At 35.5% G+C, this 24,781-nt stretch carries 18 protein-coding genes; 16 read left to right on the top strand and 2 right to left on the bottom strand.

Features of this window, described 5'->3' with window-relative positions:
- Positions 1-56: 56 nt before the first annotated feature.
- Genes E0W73_RS02535 through E0W73_RS02545 form a run of 3 tightly spaced genes read left to right on the top strand, consistent with a single transcriptional unit; the run spans position 57 to position 2,868 of the window.
- Positions 57-830 (top strand): dienelactone hydrolase family protein, encoded by a 774-nt coding sequence (locus tag E0W73_RS02535; protein WP_135220523.1) that lies wholly within the window; start codon positions 57-59, stop codon positions 828-830.
- Positions 831-873: 43 nt separating this feature from the next.
- The gene (locus E0W73_RS02540) at positions 874-1,842 is read left to right on the top strand and encodes a DUF3667 domain-containing protein (RefSeq protein ID WP_135220524.1); all 969 of its coding nucleotides are present in this window, start codon (positions 874-876) and stop codon (positions 1,840-1,842) included.
- A gap of 9 nt (positions 1,843-1,851) precedes the next feature.
- Complete coding sequence (locus E0W73_RS02545) at positions 1,852-2,868, top strand: M28 family peptidase (protein WP_135220525.1); 1,017 nt, start codon at positions 1,852-1,854, stop codon at positions 2,866-2,868.
- 301 nt (positions 2,869-3,169) lie between these two features.
- Here the strand turns inward: E0W73_RS02545 and rho are convergent, their stop codons facing one another.
- Entirely contained in the window at positions 3,170-4,990 is a 1,821-nt protein-coding gene (gene rho, locus E0W73_RS02550) for a transcription termination factor Rho (protein WP_135220526.1), read from the bottom strand.
- Positions 4,991-5,174: 184 nt separating this feature from the next.
- On the opposite strand from rho, the gene E0W73_RS02555 reads away from it, so the two are divergent.
- The 3 genes from E0W73_RS02555 to E0W73_RS02565 all read left to right on the top strand — a co-directional run bounded on the left by E0W73_RS02555 (position 5,175) and on the right by E0W73_RS02565 (position 7,320).
- The gene (locus tag E0W73_RS02555) at positions 5,175-5,585 is read left to right on the top strand and encodes a DUF4293 domain-containing protein (RefSeq protein ID WP_135220527.1); all 411 of its coding nucleotides are present in this window, start codon (positions 5,175-5,177) and stop codon (positions 5,583-5,585) included.
- A 156-nt stretch (positions 5,586-5,741) separates the two neighbouring features.
- Positions 5,742-6,404, top strand: coding sequence for a response regulator (locus tag E0W73_RS02560; RefSeq protein WP_135220528.1), 663 nt, complete (start codon positions 5,742-5,744; stop codon positions 6,402-6,404).
- Positions 6,405-6,414: 10 nt separating this feature from the next.
- Positions 6,415-7,320, top strand: a complete 906-nt coding sequence (locus E0W73_RS02565; protein ID WP_135220529.1) for a sensor histidine kinase — start codon at positions 6,415-6,417, stop codon at positions 7,318-7,320.
- A gap of 4 nt (positions 7,321-7,324) precedes the next feature.
- On the opposite strand, the gene E0W73_RS02570 is transcribed toward E0W73_RS02565, so the two are convergent.
- Positions 7,325-7,819 carry a metallophosphoesterase family protein gene (locus tag E0W73_RS02570; protein WP_135220530.1) on the bottom strand — a complete coding sequence of 165 codons (495 nt, stop codon included), beginning with the start codon at positions 7,817-7,819 and terminating at the stop codon, positions 7,325-7,327.
- Between the two features lie 598 nt (positions 7,820-8,417).
- Here E0W73_RS02570 and truA point away from each other — a divergent pair.
- From truA to E0W73_RS02620, 10 genes are all read left to right on the top strand, one after another.
- Positions 8,418-9,158, top strand: a complete 741-nt coding sequence (gene truA / locus E0W73_RS02575; RefSeq protein ID WP_135220531.1) for a tRNA pseudouridine(38-40) synthase TruA — start codon at positions 8,418-8,420, stop codon at positions 9,156-9,158.
- Between the two features lie 152 nt (positions 9,159-9,310).
- The gene (locus E0W73_RS02580; protein WP_135220532.1) at positions 9,311-11,065 is read left to right on the top strand and encodes an ABC transporter ATP-binding protein; all 1,755 of its coding nucleotides are present in this window, start codon (positions 9,311-9,313) and stop codon (positions 11,063-11,065) included.
- Positions 11,066-11,254: 189 nt separating this feature from the next.
- Entirely contained in the window at positions 11,255-12,652 is a 1,398-nt protein-coding gene (locus tag E0W73_RS02585) for a histidine kinase (RefSeq protein WP_244248421.1), read from the top strand.
- Positions 12,653-12,737: 85 nt separating this feature from the next.
- Positions 12,738-15,332: a zinc-dependent metalloprotease gene (locus E0W73_RS02590; protein WP_135220534.1), complete on the top strand. Its 2,595-nt coding sequence runs from the start codon at positions 12,738-12,740 to the stop codon at positions 15,330-15,332.
- Between the two features lie 19 nt (positions 15,333-15,351).
- Complete coding sequence (locus tag E0W73_RS02595; protein ID WP_135220535.1) at positions 15,352-18,690, top strand: SusC/RagA family TonB-linked outer membrane protein; 3,339 nt, start codon at positions 15,352-15,354, stop codon at positions 18,688-18,690.
- A gap of 12 nt (positions 18,691-18,702) precedes the next feature.
- Complete coding sequence (locus tag E0W73_RS02600) at positions 18,703-20,022, top strand: RagB/SusD family nutrient uptake outer membrane protein (RefSeq protein ID WP_135220536.1); 1,320 nt, start codon at positions 18,703-18,705, stop codon at positions 20,020-20,022.
- Between the two features lie 300 nt (positions 20,023-20,322).
- The gene (locus E0W73_RS02605; RefSeq protein WP_135220537.1) at positions 20,323-21,087 is read left to right on the top strand and encodes a LytR/AlgR family response regulator transcription factor; all 765 of its coding nucleotides are present in this window, start codon (positions 20,323-20,325) and stop codon (positions 21,085-21,087) included.
- A gap of 204 nt (positions 21,088-21,291) precedes the next feature.
- A complete protein-coding gene (locus E0W73_RS02610) occupies positions 21,292-21,876 on the top strand; it encodes an NUMOD4 domain-containing protein (RefSeq protein ID WP_135220538.1) in 585 nt (194 codons plus the stop codon).
- Between the two features lie 276 nt (positions 21,877-22,152).
- Positions 22,153-23,541, top strand: a complete 1,389-nt coding sequence (lpdA, locus tag E0W73_RS02615; RefSeq protein WP_135220539.1) for a dihydrolipoyl dehydrogenase — start codon at positions 22,153-22,155, stop codon at positions 23,539-23,541.
- A 360-nt stretch (positions 23,542-23,901) separates the two neighbouring features.
- Entirely contained in the window at positions 23,902-24,780 is an 879-nt protein-coding gene (locus tag E0W73_RS02620; RefSeq protein WP_135220540.1) for a helix-turn-helix domain-containing protein, read from the top strand.
- The last annotated feature ends 1 nt before the right edge of the window (position 24,781 follow it).

Raw genomic sequence — 24,781 nt, forward strand, 5'->3', positions numbered from 1 at the left:
CTTTCGAGGTTTTTTTGTAACATAATATTTCTGATATTTGTTAAAAATTGTAAAAAATGAAAAATACCGCTACACTTATTTTTGCAACCTTATTGTTTTCTACTACAATTATGGCACAATTAAAACCTATACAATATTCTGAAGGTAATCAGACACTTAACGGATTATTTGCAAAATCTGCAAAGAAAAATGCTCAAAATCCAGGAATTTTACTTCTTCCAGCCTGGCTTGGAATCGATAAGGCCTCTAAAGATATTGCCGAAAACTTATCCAAACTCGGTTATCATGTCTTTATAGCTGACATTTACGGAGAAGGAAACTATCCTAAAAACACTTCTGATGCAGGAAAACAAGCTGGTTTTTACAAAAAGAATTACGAGGCTTATCAAAAAAGAATCGACGCTGCACTAAAAGAATTAGTAAAATCAGGAGCCAATGCAGATAATATCGTGGCAATCGGATATTGCTTTGGCGGAACGGGAGTTCTTGAAGCCGCACGTGGTCATTTAAATGTAAAAGGAATTGTTTCTTTTCATGGTGGTTTAGGAAAAGATGCCAGCCGTCCTGCAGAACCTTTCAATGCAAAAGTCTTGATTTGCCATGGTGCCGATGATCCGTTTGTTCCTAAAGAAGAAATTACCGCTTTCCAGCAAGAAATGCGTGATACCAAAGCCGACTGGCAAATGATTTATTATGCCAATTCGGTACACTCGTTTACAAATCCGGAAGCTGGAAACGACAATTCTAAAGGCGCTGCCTATAATGCCCTGGCAGCCAAAAGATCTTTTGAGCACTTACAGCTTTTCTTAAATGAAGTTTTAAAAAAATAACACCAACAAACCCCGCCAAAAACAAACCCATCAAACCAATCCGATGTCACATAACAAAATTAGAGAAGACAAAACCTGTTTGAACTGCAGGCATGTGGTCGAACAAAAATTCTGCCCAAATTGCGGACAAGAAAACAGTGAAAGCCGAAAAACATTTCATCACTTATTTGTTCATTTCTTCGAAGATTTAACGCATTACGAAAATGCCTTCTGGAGAACTATTCGCAATCTGCTTTTTAAGCCTTCGACTCTTACTAAAGAATATCTATCAGGAAAACGCCTTTCTTATTTAGCCCCAGTAAGGCTTTATATTTTTATCAGTTTTATCACTTTCTTGCTAATTGCTTTGTTTCCAAGCAAAACAAAAGACAGTTTAACGAAAGGTGAAAAAGAAATTACATCAAACTTTGAAAGTTCAGAAAAAAACAGTTTGAACGTTGATAAAAAAAAATACTTTCAGCTAAAATCGATGAAAGAAATTGATTCTATCCAGAAATATGGAAAAGAAAGTGAGAAACTAAACAGTTTTGGCTATTGGATCTATGGGAAAGCAGTGCATGTGACAGAAACGAATACAAAAAAGGAAATAATCGAAAAATTCGTAGAATCTTTTTTTCATAATATTCCAAAAATCCTTTTTATTATAATGCCTTTTTTTGCTTTTTTTCTTTGGCTTTTTCACAATAAAAAGAGATGGTATTATTTTGACCACGGGATTTTTACACTGCATTATTTTTCGTTTTTACTACTGATGTTCCTTATAATGTTCATTATCGACAGAATTATTGGTTCTTTTGGAGAAGACAGTCCGTTAAGCCTTATATCAAATGTCACTACTTTTGTCGGAACTGTCTGGATGTGTTATTATTTTTACCCTGCGCATCATCGTTTTTATGGAGAATCAAGAATAGTCTCATTTGTTAAAAGTGTACTATTATTCTTTCTAAACGCTATATTTATAGTATTTTTACTGACGGCTTATGTCCTCTACATATTTATTAATTTACACTAACAATCGAGAATGAAAAAATTACTCATTTTATTATTAATTGCTTCTGCGTTTTCATGTAAAAACACGCAGTCTGTTGGCTCGAAAGATAATTCTGACCCAACAAAATACATGAAAGCCATTACGCAGAAGGACCTTAAAACAATGTTATACGTTATTGCTTCTGATGAAATGGAAGGCCGCGAAACGGGCTCTGCAGGACAAAAGAAAGCAGGCCTTTATATTATTGAGCAGTACAAAAAAAACGGCATTTCTTTTCCAAAAGGAGCCTCAGATTACTACCAGCACATTCCTGCTTCCTATTTGAATGCGAGACGCAATCAAAACCTACCTGATTCTGAGAACATCTGGGCTTTTATAGAAGGCTCCGAAAAACCAGATGAGATTCTTGTAATTTCTGCTCATTATGATCATGTCGGAATCAAAGACGGCGAGGTGTACAACGGCGCAGATGATGACGGCTCGGGAACTGTTGCGGTTATAGAAATGGCAAAAGCTTTCGCTAAAGCGAAAAAACAAGGACGCGGACCAAAACGTTCTATTTTGTTCCTTCACGTAACTGGAGAAGAACACGGACTTCATGGATCTCGTTTTTATTCTGAAAATCCATTGTTTCCGATTGCAAATACAATCGCTGACATCAATATCGACATGATTGGACGCCGCGATGTAGAACACGCTTCTACGAATAATTATGTTTATGTAATTGGTGCCGACAGATTATCATCTGAACTGCATAAAACTGTAGTGGATCAAAACGAAAAATACATAAAAATGGATTTAGATTTTAAATTCAACGACCCAAAAGATCCTAATCATTTCTACGAACGCTCTGATCACTACAACTTCGCAAAACACGGAATCCCATCTGTTTTCTTCTTTAACGGAGTCCACGAAGATTACCACCAAAAAGGCGACGAACCTCAAAAAATAGAATACGACGCCTTAACAAAAAGAACACAGTTAGCTTTCGTAATTGCCTGGGATTTGGCTAATAGAGAAACTAGACCGGTGGTGGATAAGAAATAAGCTTTCTGAGGTGCTGAGCTACTAAGGTGCTAAGGTTCTGAGCTTCTGAGGTGCTGAGGCGCTAAGATGCTGAGACTCTGAGGTGCTGAGGCGCTAAGACACTGAGGTTCTGAGGTGCTGAGACTCTGAGGTTCTGAGCTACTGAAGTGCTGAAGCGCCGAAGTTTTAAACTATAAAAAATGGGATGAGTTCTCGAACTCATCCCATTTTTCTTTTTATCTATTATCTAAAGCCTTAGCATCTTAGAACCTTAGCACCTTAGTAGCTTAGCAGCTTAGCGTAGCGCCTCAGCACCTCAAAACTAATCATTCATCGAAATCAAAAACTCTTCGTTGTTTCTGGTTTTCTTGAAGCGGTCGTTTACAAAATCCATAGATTCAACTGGATTCATGTCTGAAAGGTATTTACGCATGATCCACATTCTTTGTAGCGTTTTTTCGTCTAATAGTAAGTCGTCACGACGCGTGCTTGATGATGTAAGATCGATAGCAGGGAAAATACGTTTGTTGGCAATCTTACGATCTAACTGAAGCTCCATGTTACCAGTTCCTTTGAATTCTTCAAAAATAACCTCGTCCATTTTAGAACCTGTTTCAGTCAAGGCAGTTGCGATAATACTCAACGAACCTCCATTTTCTACATTTCTTGCTGCTCCAAAGAAGCGTTTTGGTTTTTGCAATGCGTTGGCATCAACACCCCCGCTCAGTACTTTTCCTGATGCAGGCTGAACAGTATTGTACGCTCTCGCCAAACGCGTAATCGAATCCAAAAGAATGACAACATCATGCCCGCATTCTACTAAACGTTTTGATTTTTCGAGAACAATATTGGCAATTTTCACGTGCTCTTGCGGTTCTCTGTCAAATGTAGAAGCGATAACTTCGCCTCGCACGCTTCGTTGCATATCTGTAACCTCCTCAGGACGCTCATCAATCAAAAGAACAATCAAGTACACTTCTGGATGATTTGCTGCAATTGCATTTGCAATGTCTTTTAAAAGCATTGTTTTACCCGTTTTTGGCTGCGCCACAATCATTCCTCTCTGTCCTTTTCCGATAGGAGAAAACAAATCGATGATTCGGGTTGATATAGAACTGCCTTTTTCGGCTAATTTGAATTTTTCTGAAGGAAAAACAGGAGTTAAATGCTCGAAAGAAACTCTGTCACGAACTACCTGTGGATCATGTCCGTTGATTTTCAGCACGCGAACTAATGGGAAAAACTTCTCTCCTTCTTTTGGAGGACGAACAACGCCTTTTACAGTATCTCCGGTTTTTAAACCAAATAATCTAATCTGCGAAGTTGATAAATAAATATCATCTGGAGAGGCTAGATAATTATAATCTGACGAACGCAAAAAGCCATACCCGTCTGGCATCATTTCTAGAACGCCTTCACTTTCTATAATTCCGTCAAATTCAAAGTCTGAATCCCTGAAATTATTGCTTTTCTTGTTTTTATGATTTGGATTCTGATTTGGGTTGTTGTGATTTCCGTTTCCGTTTCCATTCCCATTTTGATTCTGATTTGGGTTCTGGTTTTTATTTTGATTCGGATTAACCTTTTTAGCAGCCGGAGATTGTGTAGTTTTTTCAGTCTCAGCCTCAGTGTTTATTGGGGTGGCAGTTTCGGTTTGAACATTTTCTGTTACTGGAATTTCTGCCGGAATATTTTCTTTTGAAACCTCTTTTTCTTTTTTAAGAGCTACTTTTTTCTCGTATGCCGATTTATTAAATTTTACGGCTTTAGGCTCTTTCTTTTCTGTCTTTTTGACTTCTTTAACTTCTGGAGCTACAACCGCAGTCTCACTTACCACTCCTTGGTTTTCTTCTTTTTGAACAGTTTCCTCTTTATCAAATTCTAGAACGGGAGTATTTTTGGTATTTGCTGCTTTGTTTTTTGCTGGAGCAATTCTGGCACGTTTTGGCTTATCGTCTTTTGCATCTGCAACTGAGTTTGTTTGAGGAGCTTCAGCAGTTGCAAGAGATGCTTCCTGATGTGCTAAAATCTGACTAATTAAAGTCTCTTTTTTGACACCATTAATCTTTATGGTTTTAGCTAATTTAGCTATTTCTTGAAGCTCAGAAAGCTTCATTTCTTTTAATGCAGAAATATCAAACATGAATATTCTATGAATTTAATTATTTTAAAGGAAATACTGTAAAAAGAATAGGTAGATAAATAATTTTGAATTGACCGCAGTATGAAGTGCTTACGGTATTATGATGCAATAATACGAATAAAATTTAATCATACAATAGTATTTTAAAAAAAGAAAATATATTTTTGTAAAACAATTTAAGATTATGTTACAACGAATTCAGACTGTATATTTAATTCTTGCATTTGTGGCAACTGGTATTTTGATGCTGTTCATTCCGCTTTGGACAACAGCCGACGGAAAACCTTTCTTTTTTATGCAAGATCAGTTTTATACTATTTTATTAGGACTAAGCACCATGCTTTCTATACTTAGTATAATTTCATTCAAAAAAAGACAAAACCAGTTTGTGATGAACAGACTGAATATGATATTAAATTTAATTTTATTAGGATTATTTGTATACCGATCACTAAATTTATCTGGAGAGGCTCAGGTCTCTGAGAAAGGTATTGGGATGTTTCTTCCTATTGTTGCTATCGTGTTATTAGTTTTAGCTAATAAGGCCATCAAAAAGGACGAAGATCTTGTAAAATCTGTTGATCGTTTGAGGTAAACCTATAAACTTAATTTATTTGTGCGAAGAAGAACCCGAATTTTTATTCGGGTTTTTTTATGTCTGATTTTGAGCAAATAGCATCTACACAACATCAAAAACCTTCTTTGTAAGATATTTTTTTCATAAATTTGACGTCTAAGATTTAGAAACTGTATGCCAGCCACTATAAAAATACATCTTGCAGACGACCATCAGGTTCTCCTTGATGGACTTACAAATTTGCTTCAAACCGTTTCGAACTTTGAGGTAGTCGGTCAGTCTGTCGATGGCGGCAATATTTATGAAGACGTAACAAAAAACAATGCTGACATTCTGATTCTGGATATCAGCATGCCCAATAAAGACGGAATTGAAACTCTAAAAGAATTCAAAGAAAATAATTCTCCCTGCAAAGTAATCATCCTCTCCAGTTATGAAGATTTAAAAATCATCAAAGAAGTAATGAAACTTGGCGCAAAAGGCTATCTGACCAAAAAATGTGCAGGAGAAAATATCATCGAGGCGATTGAAGCCGTATATAAGGGAGAAGAATATTTTTCTGACACTGTAAGAGAAAAAATCTTCAATTCTTTTATGGGGAATCATCCCAAAATGAACCAGAATGCATTAAATGACAACCCGTTACTAAGTCCGCGCGAAATAGAAATCATCACCCTTATTTCGCTGGAATATAGCGGAACGGAAATCAGTGAAAAACTTTATATAAGCAGCCACACTGTAGAAAGCCACCGAAAAAATCTTATGAAGAAACTAAATGTAAAAAGCACAATCGGACTTGTAAAATATGCGTTGAAACATAATATTATAAATTCTTAAAGTATATTTTATGTTTGTGAGAGCATTGCTGTTTTATATTTTGCTAATTGTGCTGAACATTAATACTATTCCTGCGCAACAAAATTCTTCCAGAAATACGACAACTGTTCCACAACATAAAAACAACACTGTCGACCATCAGAAACTAGAACAGCTAAGAAACAAAAAAGTGGTTAGCTTATCTGTAATTCTGGTTATTATCATAATCCTTTTGTTTTATTTTTTTTACCAAAACAACAAACTCAAACAAAAAATAAAACGAAAGGACACAAAGCAAAAAATACTTCTAGACGTAATTAATTCCGGTATTGACAGTCAGGAAATTGAAAGAAAAAAAATAGCTTCTTTTCTTCACGACAACGTTAATTCCCTTTTATCATCGGCGGGATTGCATTTGAATGTTTTTACAACACAGAATCAAATTGAGTCTGAAGAAATAAAAAAAGCAAAATCGATACTAAGAGAAGCTCACGATTTGCTTCGGGATATGTCGCACGACCTTGTACCCTCATTATTATTGCGTTTCGGACTTATTTATGCTCTCGAAGATTTATGCGAAAAAAATTCAAATTCTACTATAGAGTTTGAATTTTTAAGTGAAGTATCGACTGAAAAAAGATATCCTGAAAAGTTTGAAATGAAAATCTATTTTATTGTTTCTGAGTTATTCAACAACATTATCAAACACAGTTGTGCTGCCAATGCCAAAATAAGGCTGAAAGAAAAAAACAACTATTTGATCATCAAGATTCAGGATAACGGAATTGGTTTTAAAAACCGCAAACTAAAAGACGCCGAAGGTTTTGGATTAAACCGAATTAGGGCCCGAGTTAAAAAATACAAAGGGAATCTGTCTGTAATCTCTAAAATGAATGAGGGAACGAAAATAAAAATCGAGATTCCGCTGCCACACTAACTCTTTACTTCTCTCCTATTTCGATAATTTCCAAATCTTTGATTTTGTCATCGTCGATAACAAACCGAAGCATGGTTCTTACCTTATGAAAACCGCTTTTTCCTGCAGCGCCAGGATTCATATGCAAGAGATTATTTTTTTTATCAAACATCACTTTTAAAATATGCGAATGTCCGCAGATGAATATTTTTGGCGGATTCTGAGCCATTTCTTCCTTAACATTCGGATTGTATTTTCCCGGATAACCTCCAATATGTGTAATCCAGACTGAGACGTTTTCACAAGAAAAACGATTATTTAACGGAAATTCCATTCTTGCTTTTGCATCGTCAATGTTGCCGTAAACCGCTCTTAAAGGTTTGAGCTTTTTAATAGTGTCCGTCACTACCAAATCTCCAATATCGCCCGCATGCCAAACTTCATCAGCCTGATTTACATATTTTAAAATTGTATCGTCTATATGACTGTGAGTGTCTGAGAGCAAGAGGATTTTGGTCATTTTTTTTAAGTTGCAGAGATTCAAAGATACAAAGTTACAAAGGTTTTCTTTAACGATATTAACATGAATAAGATTCTCATATGTTACGCTTATTCTTTAGATATGCACCTCACCGTGGCTTTTGCAAAGAATCGTTTCAATAAATTATTTAAACCTCATGTTAGATTCATTGCGATGTTTTTTCAGAATATATTATGGTAAAAAACTTAAAATATTAACCGTAGGTTGAAATAGAATAAAATAGCTTCATTAAAAAACTAAAATCTAATTTGATTTGCTAAAATCCTTTAATCCCGATAGCTACCGGGAGTGTGAAACCTTTTTGCTAATAAATTTTCACGCAGATTCATACAGATTAAAGCTGATTTAGACAGATTTATATCTAAGCTGATTTATAGAATTAAAAAAAAGAAATAATTTCACCCAACAGGTTAAAATATTATAATTTGACAGTCTAGATTTTAACGCAATACGGAGTAGTCTCTACAGAATAACTAGGCTTAAAACTTTGTTCCTCTGTCTCTCTGACCCTTTGTTTCTAAAAGAAGGCAACTTTTTTTTCGTACCTTTGCACACTTTGAACCCTTGATCCTCTAAAGTGAGATATTTTATTCGATTTGCTTATAACGGAACTCCTTACCACGGTTGGCAGATACAGCCCAATGCGGCATCTGTTCAGGAAACATTAAATAAAGCCTTTTCGGTTTTGTTGAATGAAGCCATCAGCATAATGGGAGCTGGCAGAACCGATACTGGTGTGCATGCAAGCGAGATGTTTGGGCATTTTGATACCGAAAAAAATCTTGACGTAGTGCATTTAGTTCATAAACTGAATTCTTATCTGCCAAAAGATATTGCAATTTTTGAGATTATTCCGGTTCATGAGGATGCGCACTGTCGATTTGATGCAACAAAACGGACGTATGAATACCATATCAACACTGTTAAGAATCCGTTTTTGCAGGAACTGAGCTGGTACGTCACTCAGAAACTGGATGTGGTTTTGATGAATGAAGCGGCACAGATTTTATTAAAGCATACCGATTTTCAGTGTTTTTCTAAAGTAAATACAGATGTCAACACTTTTGACTGCACGATTTTTGAGGCTTTTTGGAAAGAAGAAAATAATAAACTGATTTTTACCATTTCGGCCAATCGGTTTTTGAGGAATATGGTAAGGTCTATCGTGGGAACTTTAATCAATATAGGTTTGCACAAAATTACGCTGAATGATTTTGAAAACATCATTGCCAGCAAAAACAGAGAAAAAGCCGGGTTTTCGGTTCCGGCACATGGATTATATTTAACCGATATTTATTACGATTACATTACAAAATAGCCCTGATTGAAGTGAAAAGCTTTTTTGAAAAAAATATTGTTTTTGTGTTTTTTATAAAGCGACCGGAGGAAGCTCTTATAAAAAACAGTACAAAAACCTATTTTTGAAAAAAACTTGTAACGGAAAGCAGGAAACAGCTTCTGAAAAAATAAATGAAAGCAAAAGCATTTGATACCGGATTATTTAAACGGATTTTAAAATATACAAAGCCTTATAAGTGGCGATACTACGGCGTAATCATATTTGCCGTTTCGCTGTCTATTTTTGCTGCCCTTCGCCCCTACTTGTTAAAGCAAACGGTCGACGGCTATATAAAGACTCATGATAAAATGGGACTGCTGCAATACATTATCCTAATGGGAGTGGTGTTGCTGATGGAGGTGTTTTCTCAGTTTTACTTTGTTTACTGGGCCAACTGGCTTGGACAGGATATTGTAAAAGATATTCGAACGAAGCTCTTCAAGCATATTCTGAGCTTCAGGATGAAATATTTCGATTTGGTTCCGGTAGGACAATTGGTGACAAGAGCCGTTTCAGACATTGAATCGATTGCGCGCATCTTCAGCCAAGGCCTTTTTATGATTATAAGTGATTTGATGAAAATGCTTGTGGTGCTACTTTTCATGTTTTATATGAATTGGAAACTGACTTGGATTGTCATTATCGCAATGCCGATTCTGGTATTTGTGACAAGGATTTTTCAGCGTAAAATGCAAGTAGCTTTTGAAGAAGTGCGAACGCAGATTGCCAACATGAATTCTTTTGTACAGGAACGCGTTACAGGCATGAAAATCGTACAGCTTTTTAATCGTGAAAAAATTGAAGCCGAAAACTTCAAGGAAATCAACAACAAACACAAAACCGCTTGGATAAAGACGATTTTATACAACTCAATTTTCTTTCCGATTGCCGATATTATTTCTTCTATAACCTTAGGATTGGTTGTGGTTTATGGCGGTTTCAGGATTTTGAACGGAGATCATTTTACTACTTTCGGAGATTTGTTCTCTTATACGATGTTTATCGGAATGCTTTTTAATCCGCTGCGCCAGATTGCCGATAAATTTAATGAGATGCAACTCGGAATGATTGCGGCTAATCGCGTTTTTGATATTATCGACACTCAGGACCATATTCAGGATACGGGAAAAATCGAAGCTCCGGTTTTTGATGGAAAAATTGAGTTCAAAGATGTTCGTTTCAGCTATATTCCGGAAGAAGAAGTCATCAAAGGAATTGATCTCTCGGTTGCTTCTGGACAGACAATTGCCATTGTAGGTTCTACAGGTGCAGGAAAATCGACTATTATAAATCTGCTCAATCGTTTTTACGAAATCAGCAGCGGTTCTATTTCTATAGATGGCGAAAATATTGAGAATTATACGCTGGCTTCGCTTCGGAAACAGATTGCTGTAGTTCTACAAGATGTATTTTTGTTTGCCGACACGATTTATAACAATATCACACTTCATAATCCTGAGATTACTAGAGAACAAGTTATTGATGCTGCCAAAAAAATCGGAGTTCATAATTTTATCATGAACCTTCCAGATAATTATGATTTTGATGTAAAAGAACGCGGCGTAATGCTTTCTTCTGGGCAACGCCAATTGATTGCCTTTCTGCGTTCGTATGTCAGCAATCCGAGTATTTTGATTTTGGACGAAGCGACATCGTCAATCGATACTTATTCTGAAGAAATGATTCAGCGCGCAACAGAAACCATTACAAAAGGCAGAACCTCAATCATTATCGCACACCGCTTGGCAACAATTGTAAATGCCGACAAAATTGTGGTAATGGATAAAGGATTAATTGTGGAACAAGGAACGCATCAGGAATTGTTAATGAAAACTGATGGTTATTATAAAAACTTATACGATTCACAATTTTCGGTTGCGAATTAAATTACAGATACTTCTTTGAAATTTAGATTAAAAAAAATTACCTCGAGACGCGCCTTTCTAATTTATATGGCCGTTTCTATATTCGTTACTGTTTTTTCTGTTTATGTCCTTAGTAATCTCATTACCGACATATCAGAAACAGCAAATAAGGATAAGGCACGACGTAACTCTATTCAAAAACGAGAACTAATGTCGCGGGAATTCTCAAGATTTCTGGAACAGGAAAACAGAATTAAACATGTTTTAGAAATCAGCAATAAATCTAATTTAGCGACTAATATAAAACTACTTTCTTCGGTTCAGTCTATCAATGCAATGGTAGCTGATACTTGGTTTCAGATTAATGATGAAAAAATAGAATATGGTATCGATACTATTTCTGACGAAGCAAAAAAAGACATTGGCGACTTTATTTCTAAAAACAAAAACATCACCCGAAGCAATACTATTATAAGACAAGGAGAAGATTGGCTTTGGAGAATTTACTTTAAAACTATATCCAAGAATCATACAACGGTTCGTTATGGCTATGATATCAATTTAAAAAGATTGCGTGATTTTTTCTCAACGGTAGACAAAACTGGTTCTAGTTATGCTTTTGTATTTGACCATGAAGGAAGATGCGTCTATCATCCTGATTCGACTCTAATAGGAAAAAACATCTATGCCATTGCACCTTTTAAGCCATCAGATACTATATTCAATCGTGACAAAGATTACACTACTAGAGTCGTACTGTCTGAATATCTAAAAATGGATGTCATCAGTTTTACATCAAGACTAGATGTTAAAAATCTGCCTTGGCATATCCGCGTCAGTTTTCCGAAAATTTTTGAGGATGAAAATGTTTTGTTGACTAAGAAATATTCGACCTGGATTTATTCTATAACAGCAATTATGCTTTTGCTGATTTTTTACTTGTTCTCGTATGCCAATAGACGCGCTTATAGAGAAAAAGGAATCGCAATTAAGGAAAAAAACCGACTTCTGGTAGAGAATGAGAAAATCGTAAAAGAAAAAGTATTGATTCAATTACAGCATTTAAAGGAACAGATCAATCCGCACTTTTTATTCAATTCGCTTAATTCGTTGTACATGCTTGTGGGAAGCGATGTCAAAACAGCTCAAAAATTTACGCTGAACCTGTCGCGTATCTATCGTTATTTGATTGATCCGCCAGAAAATAATATTGTTAAGCTGAAAGAAGAATTATTATTCATAGAAAAATACATCTTTTTGCAACAGACTCGCTTTAAGGAAGAGTTGTTCTTTTCCATCAAAATTGAAGACGAGAGCGCATTAGAGAAATCTATTCCGTATCTAGCTTTTCAGATTGTGATTGAAAATGCCATAAAACACAATATGGCTACGCAAGAAAATCCGCTGCGTACAGAAATCGTCGTTCAGAAAAATCAGGTAATCATTAGCAACAACCTACAGAAAAAAACGCATTACATACCCAGTACAAAATTTGGTCTGAAATACCTTTCAAGCACCTATAATTTCTACGGAAAAGCCGATTTTGAAACCTCAGAAAAAGACGGCAAATTCGTATGTATTCTGCCATTAATATCCATTCACTCCTAAAAAAAAGCCATTCACTCCATTTTGTTTTTTTTCTCCTTAAATATAGAATAGTTTCGGCGAAAATTAACTTAAACTTAACATCAAAATGAAGGAAAAGGCATTCCTACATAATGTAAAATTATTCTGCTTACTCATTTTACTATTATTCATTCCAGTTACAGTTCTTTCGCAAAAAAAGAAGAAAAAAGACGCTGAAACTGAATTAGTAAAAAAAGATTCTACTGAGGCCAAAAAAGGTAAAAAATATAATGACCTTGTAAAAAAGGGTACCATAAAAAAAGGACTATTCAACATCATTCAAGTTAAAACCGATGTTTATTTTGAAATTCAGGATAGTTTGTTTAAAAGAGAATTTCTAGTTGTAAATAAATTATCCCAAGTCCCTATCGAGATTAACGACCGTGGTTTAAACAAAGGGATGAATTACGAAAACAAAATCATTACCTTTTACAAAGATACAATTGCAAAGAAAGTCTGGGTAAAATCTTATACCCCTACAGTTTCCTCTCCTAAAGGAGATGCCATCACAGCATCTGTTGCTGATAATTTCGCTGAATCTATAATCGAGGTTTTTGATATTGAAACCAAAAACAACGATTCGAGCGCTGTTGTAATTAAAGTAAACAAGATTTTTGACGGAAAACAAAAAAGCTTTAATGATGTACTGAGCAATATTGGCATAGCCGGCTCTGTAAAATCGGACTTATCCTATATTGAGGGAGTAAAATCTTTCCCTAAAAACATTGTTGTAAAATCACAGCTTACAACTTCTATCACCGAAGGAGTGACAGTATGGATCACTCTTGGTATTACTAGCAATATCATTTTATTGGATAAAACTCCAATGAAACCACGTTTTTCTGACAACAGAATAGGTTATTTTACTGAAAAGCATTGGTATTTTGCCGATGCACAGCAAGCAATGCTTGAAAAAGAATTGATTACACGCTGGCGTTTAGAACCTAAAAAAGAAGATGAAGAACGTTATTTGAAAGGTGAATTAGTAGAGCCGAAAAAACCAATCGTTTATTACATCGATCCGTCTACTCCGAAACAATGGAGGCAAAGCATTATTGATGGAGTTCACGATTGGCAGGCAGCTTTTGAAAGAGCTGGTTTTAAAAATGCTATCATAGCAAAAGAGCCTACTGAAAAAGATTTAGATTTTGACATTGATGATGTACGTTACTCGGTTATCACTTATGCTGCATCTCCAAAATCTAATGCCATGGGCCCGTCGGTTGTTGACCCAAGAAGTGGCGAGATTATAGAGGCAGATATTATCTGGTGGCATAATGTGATGACTTCGCTACACAGCTGGATGCGCATTCAAACTGGACCAATCGACCCGAAAGCAAGAGCAAACAAATTTAGTGACGAACACATGGGAGAAGCGATTCGTTTTGTATCGTCTCACGAAGTTGGACACACATTTGGCTTAAAACACAATATGGGATCTTCTTTTGCTTATGATGTTGAGTCTTTACGTTCTAAAGAATTCACAGCAAAAATGGGCGGTACTGCTCCTTCTATCATGGATTACGCTCGTTACAATTATGTAGCACAGCCAGAAGATAACGTGACAGTAATTACTCCAAAAATTGGAGAGTACGATAAATATGCTATTGAATGGGGTTACAGATGGTATGCGCCTGACGAAAACGAAACAACCAAACTAAACGCCTTACTTACAAAACATCAAAACGACCCCATTTATTTTTATGGAGAACAGCAGGGAAATGTAATTGACCCACGCTCGCAGTCTGAAGATTTAGGAAATGATGCTGTTAAGGCAAGTGAATACGGTTTGAAAAACCTAAAACGTGTAGTCGACAATATACTAAACTGGACGTATGATAAAGACGAGTCTTACTACGAAACAGGCAAACTTTATATTGGAGCTATCGGACAATGGAAGATGTACAATCACCATGTTATGAACAACATTGGAGGGGTTTATTTAAACAGAACAGTTCATGGAGACAATAAACAAAGTTATGTTCCGGTTCCGGCGGCAATGCAAAAAAAGGCAGCAGATTATTTAAACAGAAATATTATCACAATTCCGCAATGGCTATTTTTTAATGATATTCTAGAAAAAACAAATCCGCTGAAAGATTCTCCTGTTGGACCTTACGAGTACACGCCTTATACATTGGTTAGAGATCTTCAGTACGATGTTATCTACCATTTATTCAGTGACGATCGTCTGCTTAGAATGACAGAAAACGAATTATTTCAAAGAAACAAAACCAAGGAGGAAGTTTTTACCGTAAATGATTTGTTTAAAAAAATACATCAGAATGTATTTGCAGGAACCATTCAAAATAAATCTTTGACTATTCTGGAAAGAATGACGCAGAAAAACTATGTTGACGTTTTGATTGTTTCTACCAATCTATTGTTTGAAAAAACCGATGCCAAAAAGAACATCGAAATTCAGCATACTCTAAACATGCCGCATTTATGCAATTATTTGGATGATGCTCATATGATAAGAAACATTAACCAATCAGCATTAAAAAGAGTTACAGAAATCACTTCTGATAAAAAAGGAGAACTGAACAAAGTGCTTCAATTGATAAAATTGAAGAAAAATACTGGAGACCAGTCGACCAAAAACCATTACTTCGATTTGATACAAAGAATCGAAAAAGCCCTGAATAATACAACCTTTTAATAATTACACAACCCAAAACATGAAGAAAATTTTACATGCCTTACTGCTGTTCCTGGCCATCGCAGGATACTCGCAGGAAACCCGAACTATTACGGGAATCATTCAAGATGAAGCAGACTTGTCGCCAATACCAGGTGCATCTATCTTCGTTGAGAATAATTCCATTTCAAACAAAACTGCTATGGCAGGTATCATTCAAAGTGAAGGAATCGGAACAACTACAGATTTCGATGGTAAATTTACCTTGAAAGTTGGAAAAAATGTTACTTCTTTAAGAGTTACGTTCATGGGATACAAATCGTATACACTTGAATTGGATGCTCAAAAAAACTATACCATCAACTTAAAATCTGAAACTGCAAAACTTGCGGAGGTTGTTGTAACTGGTTACCAAAAAATCGAGAAAAGAAAACTTACTGCTGCAGTTACCAAAATCGACATGGCAGCAATTCAGCAGACAGGGGTTTCGAGCATTGACCAATTATTGGTTGGACAAATTGCCGGAGTTGCTGTAAGTACACCTTCTGGAGCACCTGGAGCACCAGCAAAAATCAGAATCAGGGGTACTGCTTCTCTTAATGGTTCACAAGATCCACTATGGGTACTTGACGGACTTCCATTAGAAGGAAATGATGTTCCTAAAACTTATGACAAAGACAATATCGATGTGTTAAACAACTATTCTATCGCAGGTTTAAACCCTGACGATATTAAAGATATTACAATTCTTAAAGACGCTGCAGCAACGGCTATTTACGGTGCTCGCGCTGCAAATGGAGTTATCGTTGTAACTACTAAAAAAGGACGTACCGGTAAAATGGTGGTAAGCCTTAACACAAACACCTTTATTACACAAAGACCTGACTTCTCTAGGTTAAACTTAATGAATGCAAGCGAAAAAGTTGATTTTGAACTTGGTCTTGCGTCACGTGAGGAGTTAACTTACAGAGCTGACGGTGGAGATATTATGCGTATCTTAAACGGATCAAATGAATTAGCTGCCTATAGATCTGGCGGATTCTCTGCTTTGAGCCCGCAAACACAACAATCAATAAATACCTTAAGAAACAACAATACCAACTGGGGTAATTTATTATACCAAACGGCTATCAACACACAACACGGTTTAAGCTTATCTGGTGGTGGAGAGAGATCTGATTATTATTTCTCTTTAGGTTACTATGATGAAAAAGGAGCAACTGTAGGAACAGGTTTCAAACGTTACAACTTAACATTAAAAAACAACTACGAAATCACTGATAAATTCAAAGTGGGTGTGGGTATTTTTGGTTCAGAAAATAGAACTACATCTTACTTAACAGATTCTTATGCATTTACAAGCCCTTCTACCTACTCTAGAAATGTAAACCCATATTTAACTCCATACAACGAAGATGGAAGTTATAGATATGATGCTGATATTGTTGGATACTCTGATCGTAAAGTAGATTTCAACTTCTTAGAAGAAAGAGAAAACACTTCACACGAATTGAAAACAAGAGCCATCAAAGCTTTATTAGACGCTGAATACAAAGTTACTAAAGATTTAAAAGTAACGTCACAACTAGGTCTTCAGTTAGACAATATAGCTAACGAGAAATTTGCTGGTAAAGACACATACTACACAAGAAACGTAAGAGAGAAATCAAGCTACTTCAGTGGCGGAGTACAAAACTACTTCCTTCCTGTTGGTGGTGTTATTCAGAACACGAATACAGATTTCTTCCAATACAACTTGAAAACAATGGTGAACTATTCTAAATCTTTAGGAGAGAAACACGAAATTGAAGCAATGGTGGGTAATGAGTTAAGAAGAAACTACACTACAACAGTTTCTACTAAAGGATTTGGTTTTGATGAAAAAAACTTAACTACACAGCAGATTATTTTCCCGAATTCATCTTTTGCTAGAGAAAGAGACTGGATACAATATGCAAAAGCTAAAAATGAAAATGCATTTGCATCTTTCTTTGCAACGGCCTCTTACACTTATGACAGAAAATATAGTATTTTTGGAAGCGTTAGATACGATGGTTCAGATTTATTTGGTGTAGATCCAAAATATAAATATTTACCATTGTGGTCATCATCTGCTTCATGGGCAGTTTCAGAAGAAAACTTCTTAAAAGACAACCAGACAATTTCGAACTTAAGACTTCGTGCGTCTTACGGTTTACAAGGTAATATTGATAAAGGTACTTCTCCTTATGTAATTGGTCAATACAATTCATCTGTTATTCTTCCAGGACAAGCAGAACAAAATATAGTAATTGACAGCCCACCAAATGATAAATTACGTTGGGAAAAAACTACAAACACTAACGTTGGAGCTGATATTGGATTATTCAACAACCGCATCAGCATTGTAACAGATATGTACGGAAGAAAAAGTAGTGACTTAATTGCTTCTAGAGCGCTTCCGTTAGAAAATGGTTTTGAGTATACAAACTTGAACTGGGCACAAGTAAGCAACAAAGGTTACGAGATTACCCTTTCTACAAAAAACATTGACCGTCCAAACTTTAAATGGAATACAAGCATTAACTTCTCTCACAACAAAAGTAACGTAGACCGTATACAGGTTCGTGATACGGAATATCTTCCAAACAGAGAAGGATATGCTGTAAACTCTGTATTCGGATTTAAAACAAACGGAATCGACGAAAACGGCTACCCATTATTTGTAAACAAAAAAGGAGAAACTGTTAACACTCAAACATTCTTTGGACTATACGATCCTTATGCTGACTTTTTCCCTGGAGAACTAACACAATCAAAATTAACTGCAGCTGAATTTAGAGATTTATTCGTTTATTTAGGAGACAGAGACCCTAAATTTACTGGTGGTATAACAAATACATTTAAAGTACAAAATTTTGATCTTGCAATTGCAGCTTCTTTCAACATTAAACAAACTGTAACAAGAACACCTCCTTACAATGGAACAACTGTAGACAGAGGACAGAACTACAGTAGAGACGTTTTAAATGCATGGTCGCCAACAAACACTTCATCAAATTTACCTGCGGTAAATGGTAAAGATTTGGCAGCTGGAGATTCTTATATGGCGTACTTATGGTATTCTGGACAAAATCAAATCAACACCTTAAGTTATTTAGATACATGGGCTAGTGAAATGAGTTATATGAGATTAAGCAGTATCCGTTTAGGTTATACATTCCCTAAATCGTTTACAGATCAAATCAATATTGCAAGCATCAGATTCAATGTTGAAGCAAGAAACTTGTTCGTAATCAGTTCAGACTACAAAGGTTACTTTGATCCTGAAACATTCGGAAACATTTATGCACAACCAGTTCCTAAGTCATTTACTTTAGGATGTAATGTAACTTTCTAATTAAAATTAAAGATGAAAAAATTCTCAAAATATATATTACTTTTTGTTGCTGCGATTGCCGTAACAAGCTGCGATGACTATCTGGACGTTCAGCCTGTTGGTCGAGTTATCCCTGAAACATTAGAGCAATACCGTGCTGTTATAACAAAAGCATACCATGGTTATCCTGAGCACAAATCATTATCTGCAGTTCGTACTGATGAATTGGCTATTGACGAATTTGGTGATGAAATTAATCGTTACAAAGATATTTACATCTGGAAAGATGCAAATCCTGATGCTAATACAATATCTTTTCAATATGGAGCTTTATACAATACCATTTTTTACACTAATGTAATTATTAATGAAGCACCTGGCAAACTAAGTAATTCAGCTGAAAAAAACCAATTAATTGGTGAGGCATACGCTTTAAGAGCTATGGCTTATTTTGATTTGATTAATCTTTTCGGAAAGCCTTACAATGCAACAACTTCTGGTTCAGACAAAGGAGTTCCATTGGCTTTAAAAATTGACTTAGAGCAGGTTTATGCTGCTCAGAGTGTTGAAGTAATCTACAATCAGGTAATTTCCGATACTGAAAAAGCTGAAAATTTGATTAATTTAAATACACAACCAACGGGCAAAAATTACCGTTTTTCTAAAGCAGCTTTATACAGTTTAGAAAGCCGTATATACTTATACCAACAACAATGGCAAAAATCTTTAGATGCTGCCAACAAAGCTTTAGCAATTAAAAATGAACTTGTTGACTTAAAAGCAACTGCTACTCTTACGACAAAATACGATTCAAAAGAATCTATTTTAGCTCTTGAGGATGGATACAATACAGGTCTTAAACGTCTTTTTTATGCATCGGCAGATTTAATTGGCTCATATACAAGAACGGCTGACTTACGTTTTCCTCTTTACTTTAGTGCAAGCGGAAGCCGTTTCAGAATTCAAAAAGGTGGTAATAATGACCAAAGATGTTCTTTCAGAACTTCTGAACTGTATTTAACAAAAGCAGAAACTTCATTAAAATTGAACAACATTGCTGATGCTAAAACAACTATCATAAGTTTTGTAAAAAACAGATATACTACTGCTGCTTTTACACAGCTTGAAAGTGATATCAATGCAATGAATGCAGCTGATTTGAATACCTTCATCTTAGCAGAAAGAAAACGTGAATTTGCTGCCGAAGGACACCGCTGGTTTGATTTGAGAAGAACAACTCAACAACCAATCGTTCACTCTTTCAATGGTGAAGATTTTACTTTGATACAAAACGATCCGCGTTATACGATTATTTATCCAGCAGACGCGAGATTAAACAATCCCAATCTATAATACCTATTGTTTTTTTTTAAAGAGGTCCGGCTTTACAGTCGGGCCTCTTTTGCATTATGCACCACTATATGAAATTAAACTGTATTTTTATCAAAAAAAATTAAGCAGCTAAATTAATACAAGAAAAAACAATTAAGCAATATCAACTACAGATATAACCTATGATATTTATTCGATTTTGTAATAACCAAATACAATCCTTACAATATTAAAACAATATTAGAGCTACGCTAAAAAATCATTTCAAAAGCTAAAAAATTCAGAAAACTTTTTTTTCTACTTTTGCGGAAAAATCCAAAAATGAAAATTGCCATTGTTGAAGACGAATATCTTGCTTCCAGCTACCTCAAATCGCTGCTAGAGCAACAGGATATTTTACAGCTGCCACAAATAACCGTTTTAAAATCGGTAAAAGAAGCCGTAACTTATTTCAGCGAAAACAAACCTGACTTGGCTTTTATGGATATTCATCTTGGAGACGGAAAAAGTCTGGACATTTTTGAAAAAACAACTGTCTCCTGCCCTGTCATTTTTGTTACGGCTTATGATGTTTACGCCATTTCGGTTTTTAAACACTTTACCATAGATTATCTATTGAAGCCTTTTGAAGAACAGGAATTGTTTGAGGCGCTGCATAAATTCAAAAAAATCAAAGACAGTTTCAACAGCGATTCGACTATTGAATCGCTGGTAGCGCTTGAAAACGACGAAACGAACAAAATCCAACGTCACTTTTTGGTAAATCACGGTTATAAGCTTATTTCAATCAACGAAAGTGATGTTACTTTTTTTGCTGCAACAGGAAAACATCTTTTTATTTACACCAAAACCGGAAACAGTTATCTCTACAACAATACACTGACCGATATCATTACTAATCTCGACCCTTTTAATTTCTTTAAGGTTAATCGGAAATACATTGTAAACCGATACATAATTAAGGAGGTTGTAAAACATTCGCATCAAAAAATAGAATTGAAGCTTACTGTACCAGCTCTCGACGACGACCCAATAATTATCAGTAAAAAAGAGATAAACAACTTTAAGAACTGGCTTGACCAATAAGTTTTACTCTTAAAAAAAAATTAAAAAATCTGCAGAATTCGTAATTTGCAGTAGGAAATTCAGTTTTAAAATACCAAAACCCTTCTTAAAAAGTTAAAAAAGCGTTATAAGAATCATAAAACTCATACTCAAAACCAGCTTATTAACATTCTTTTTTGGTTTATTCTTTATCTTTGAGAAACAAACATCAAATGAAAAAGAAACATGCCACATATACGATTTTATCCTAACGAAGAGTTTAAAGAAATAGAAATAAATGCCTCATTACAATTAAGATACGCCATTTCAAACAGAGGACGATTAATAAGTTTTACCGATGATATCGAAAATGGCCGTCTCCTAAAGGGCGGTTTGAGCGACGGTTACCCAACCTTTCGTTTTAAAGTAAAACAGGACGACAAAATAGTCAACAAGTACTTATTCTTATACAAATTAGTAGCACAGTACTTTATTCCTAAAGATTCTGAAGACCAGACTTATGTATTGCATCTGGATTATAACAGAAGTAATGATGACGTGAGCAATCTTAAATGGGCTACTAAACAAGAAATGATGGACCACAGCCGTAAAAGTCCACGAGTGATTCAGGCGAAAAAGAACCTGATTGAACACAATCTAAAAGCCGACGGAAGAAAACTGACCACTACAAAAGTGATGCTGATTAAAAAAATCCTCGCACGTCCCGAACAAAAAACACGTTTGAAAATGATTGCCAAACAATTTGGAGTGAGCGAAATGCAGATTCGAAGAATCGCCAGCGGAGAAAACTGGGGACATGTAAAGGTTTAGCTTGTATACGTTGAAGGTTGCAAAGAATAATTTGCCACTAATTCCACAAATTTTCACTAATTACTAAAAGATTCGTGTTAATTTGTGAAATTCGTGGCAAAAACTTTTTGGTAAAAACTAAAAAACTTGAAACCTCAAACCTGAAACAAAAAAACAATCCCGAAAAATTAAAATAAATCATTAAATTCGCAAGCACAAATAACAAAAATAAAAATCGAAGGTGAGTTTCGGAATTATAAACTTCATTTTCGGTAGTTAATACTAAAAACCAAAAAAATGAAATACGACGTTATTGTTTTAGGAAGTGGTCCTGGAGGATATGTAACAGCGATTAGAGCTTCACAATTAGGCTTTAAAGTAGCTGTAGTAGAAAAAGAAAACTTAGGTGGTGTATGCTTAAACTGGGGATGTATCCCAACTAAAGCATTATTGAAATCAGCTCAGGTTTTTGATTATTTAAAACACGCTTCTGATTACGGATTGAAAGTTTCTGAGTTCGACAAAGATTTCCCTGCTGTTATTCAGCGTAGCCGTGGTGTTGCCGAAGGAATGAGCAAAGGAGTTCAATTCTTAATGAAAAAAAACAAAATTGACGTTATTGAAGGTTTTGGAAAACTAAAACCAGGAAAAAAACTTGACGTTACTGATAAAGACAATAAAGTTACAGAATACAGCGCTGATCACATTATCATCGCAACTGGTGCTCGTTCTCGCGAGTTGCCAAACTTACCTCAAGATGGTGTAAAAGTAATTGGTTACCGTCAGGCAATGACTTTGCCAACACAGCCAAAATCTATGATTATCGTGGGTTCTGGAGCAATCGGAGTGGAATTTGCTCACTTCTACAACTCAATGGGAACAGACGTTACTATCGTAGAATTTATGCCAAACATCGTTCCTGTAGAAGACGAAGACGTTTCTAAACAAATGGAGCGTTCTATGAAGAAAGCAGGTGTAAAAATCATGACTAATTCTTCTGTAGAAAAAATCGACACTTCTGGAAACGGAGTAAAAGCAACTGTAAAAACAGCAAAAGGAGAAGAAATTCTTGAAGCTGATATCGTACTTTCTGCAGTTGGAATCAAGACAAACATCGAAAACATCGGATTAGAAGAAGTGGGTATCGCAGTTGACAGAGACAAAATCTTAGTAAACGCTTACAACGCGACAAATATTCCAGGATACTACGCAATCGGAGATGTTACTCCAGGTCAAGCTTTAGCTCACGTTGCTTCTGCTGAAGGGATTAACTGTGTGGAGAAAATCAAAGGTTTGCATGTAGAACCAATCGATTACGGAAACATTCCTGGTTGTACTTATGCTACTCCAGAAATCGCTTCTGTTGGTTTGACTGAAAAACAAGCAAAAGAAAAAGGTTACGAATTAAAAATTGGTAAATTCCCATTCTCAGCTTCTGGAAAAGCAAAAGCTGCCGGAGCTGCAGACGGATTCGTAAAAGTAATCTTCGATGCTAAATACGGAGAATGGTTAGGATGCCACATGATTGGTGCTGGGGTTACAGATATGATTGCCGAAGCAGTTGTAGCTCGTAAACTAGAAACTACTGGTCACGAAATCTTAAAAGCAGTTCACCCTCACCCAACAATGAGCGAGGCAGTGATGGAAGCTGTTGCTGATGCTTACGGCGAAGTAATTCACTTGTAAAATATACAATGTAAAGTTTCATTTCTTTACGGAGTTATATATAATTTTCAATTTATAAAATCCGATTTGCGAAAGTAAATCGGATTTTTTTATACTCCATTTTGTCATTTCGACCGAAGGGAGACCCGAACGATAGCGAACGGGCGAAGCAAATCACACAATAAACTCCACAAAGTAAATTTCGAATCTTTGTCAAAGTTTAAAACTTTGACAAAGATAATCGCGAAAAATCGTACGTATACATGCAGATTTCTCTTCCCTAGAAATAGTCCTAAAATTACTTTTGTATATTTGATTACATTTCAGCCTTTTAAAAAATTATCTAATCATCTAATTGACTAATTTTCTAATTAAAAAAAAATGACCACCGATATCATAGAAGTAAATAATTTTATTGTCTTGATTGAACAATCCAATTCGCATAAAGAATTTATTCAGAAATGTGAAATAGACGGCGACGCGGTTGGTTTTGCTTTTTACGGTTCAGGAAATGTCGAACTAGAAATAAAACACAATAACCAAACAAAATACTTAACCAACACAACTGGTCTCGCAATTTCTTTTTTCGGAAATCAAAAAGTAGAATTTGCTCATAAAATCGAACCCGAAAAACCATTACAATCCATCAGTATTTTTGCAAAACTAAAGACACTGCAGACTTTGCCACAGGCCGAAAGAGAGATTTTCGAAAAACAACTACCTCATTTAGTAAATCCGAAAGCGCATTTTGTAAAAGGGCCGACTTTGTTTATGACGCTCGAAATGCAATTGGCTGTACAAAAAGTATTCAATACCACTTATACAGGAAATACCAGGCTTTTGTTCTTAAAAAGTCAGGTCAATGAACTCTTGGCGCATTATTTTGCTCTTTTGGATTGTGAAAGAAAAAATGACTTGAGTGAAAAAGAAAAAGAACAGCTTTTTCAGGCCAAGGACATTGTCAGCAGCAACTACTCGCATCCTCCGACGATAACCGAATTATCAAAACTCATTGGCCTGAACAGCAATAAACTAAAAAAGAATTTTAAAGAATTATTCGGAATTCCAGTCTACAAATACATTCACGAAGAACGCCTTAACAAAGCCTACGAATTGCTTTGCGGCAGCGAAAAAACAGTACAGGAAACCGCTTGGGAAGTAGGCTACGAAAGCCTGAGCTCGTTCTCTAATGCCTTTCATAAAAAATTCGGATCTCGACCAAACGAAGTCAAAAAACAATTCCTTTCAAACAAATCTTAAT

The organism is Flavobacterium foetidum (assembly GCF_004634245.1).
In the GTDB taxonomy this organism is placed as follows: Bacteria; Bacteroidota; Bacteroidia; order Flavobacteriales; family Flavobacteriaceae; genus Flavobacterium; species Flavobacterium foetidum.

Excerpts from the sequence above, each read along its gene's own strand:
- E0W73_RS02535 (WP_135220523.1), top strand. The coding sequence starts at position 57 with ATGAAAAATACCGCTACACTTATTTTTGCAACCTTATTGTTTTCTACT.
- E0W73_RS02540 (WP_135220524.1), top strand. The coding sequence starts at position 874 with ATGTCACATAACAAAATTAGAGAAGACAAAACCTGTTTGAACTGCAGG.
- E0W73_RS02545 (WP_135220525.1), top strand. The coding sequence starts at position 1,852 with ATGAAAAAATTACTCATTTTATTATTAATTGCTTCTGCGTTTTCATGT.
- rho (WP_135220526.1), bottom strand. The coding sequence starts at position 4,990 with ATGTTTGATATTTCTGCATTAAAAGAAATGAAGCTTTCTGAGCTTCAA.
- E0W73_RS02555 (WP_135220527.1), top strand. The coding sequence starts at position 5,175 with ATGTTACAACGAATTCAGACTGTATATTTAATTCTTGCATTTGTGGCA.
- E0W73_RS02560 (WP_135220528.1), top strand. The coding sequence starts at position 5,742 with ATGCCAGCCACTATAAAAATACATCTTGCAGACGACCATCAGGTTCTC.
- E0W73_RS02565 (WP_135220529.1), top strand. The coding sequence starts at position 6,415 with ATGTTTGTGAGAGCATTGCTGTTTTATATTTTGCTAATTGTGCTGAAC.
- E0W73_RS02570 (WP_135220530.1), bottom strand. The coding sequence starts at position 7,819 with ATGACCAAAATCCTCTTGCTCTCAGACACTCACAGTCATATAGACGAT.
- E0W73_RS02580 (WP_135220532.1), top strand. The coding sequence starts at position 9,311 with ATGAAAGCAAAAGCATTTGATACCGGATTATTTAAACGGATTTTAAAA.
- E0W73_RS02585 (WP_244248421.1), top strand. The coding sequence starts at position 11,255 with ATGTCGCGGGAATTCTCAAGATTTCTGGAACAGGAAAACAGAATTAAA.
- E0W73_RS02590 (WP_135220534.1), top strand. The coding sequence starts at position 12,738 with ATGAAGGAAAAGGCATTCCTACATAATGTAAAATTATTCTGCTTACTC.
- E0W73_RS02595 (WP_135220535.1), top strand. The coding sequence starts at position 15,352 with ATGAAGAAAATTTTACATGCCTTACTGCTGTTCCTGGCCATCGCAGGA.
- E0W73_RS02600 (WP_135220536.1), top strand. The coding sequence starts at position 18,703 with ATGAAAAAATTCTCAAAATATATATTACTTTTTGTTGCTGCGATTGCC.
- E0W73_RS02605 (WP_135220537.1), top strand. The coding sequence starts at position 20,323 with ATGAAAATTGCCATTGTTGAAGACGAATATCTTGCTTCCAGCTACCTC.
- E0W73_RS02610 (WP_135220538.1), top strand. The coding sequence starts at position 21,292 with ATGCCACATATACGATTTTATCCTAACGAAGAGTTTAAAGAAATAGAA.
- lpdA (WP_135220539.1), top strand. The coding sequence starts at position 22,153 with ATGAAATACGACGTTATTGTTTTAGGAAGTGGTCCTGGAGGATATGTA.
- E0W73_RS02620 (WP_135220540.1), top strand. The coding sequence starts at position 23,902 with ATGACCACCGATATCATAGAAGTAAATAATTTTATTGTCTTGATTGAA.